General features: G+C 26.0%; 1 protein-coding gene. It reads left to right on the top strand.

The features are described from left to right. A partial coding sequence (locus ABGF45_RS08385) for a hypothetical protein (protein WP_408125375.1) occupies positions 1–623 on the top strand: 623 nt, incomplete at its 5' end. Positions 624–669 lie beyond the last annotated feature (46 nt).

Here is a 669-nt window from a genome sequence, read left to right as displayed (position 1 = left end):
TAAAAATGACATCTGATTGGGCAATGGTGTTTATAACATTAGTATATGTAATTGCTACAATTTTTATATGCTGGGCTAATTTTAAGTCTGCTAAAGTTTCGAAAGAACAACTCATAGAAATGCAAAAACAATTTGAAGAAAATAATAGACCTTATGTTGAAGTGGAGTTTATTTTTGTAAAACGTGCTTTTTATGGATTGAGATTTATTAATAACGGTAATGTTGTAGCTAAAAATGTTAGTATAAAATTATCTTCGGATTTTATAGATAGCCTTGAAATATCAATGAAAGAAATGTTAATAAAACAAGAAGTCAAAAAATGTATAATAGGAGCACATCAAAGTTATGATTTGTATTTTGGAACTTGTGAATATTTGAAGAAAAATTGCAAAGTTCCAGCTAATGGTAAAATTACTTACTTTGCAAATGGAGAAGAATATGAAGAACACTTTTCTGTAGACTTGGAAAACTATATGACTATATTTTCAGTTAATTCAGATTACGAAGATATGCTTGAAATAATAAATAAACAGAATTCTATATTAAAAGAAATAAAACAATCTGTTGATAATTTAGGCAGTAATATTATGAGAACTACGAATAAAGAAAATGGAGACATCTAAAATTTAATTATGAATATTTATTTAAGAAGCTACAGGAAAATTCCTG

It is taken from the genome of Helcococcus sp. KG196 (assembly GCF_046035495.1).
Lineage (GTDB): Bacteria > Bacillota > Clostridia > Tissierellales > Peptoniphilaceae > Helcococcus > Helcococcus ovis.
The sequence above is the reverse complement of the archived record's forward strand: the minus strand, read 5'-3'. Positions and strand labels throughout refer to the sequence as shown.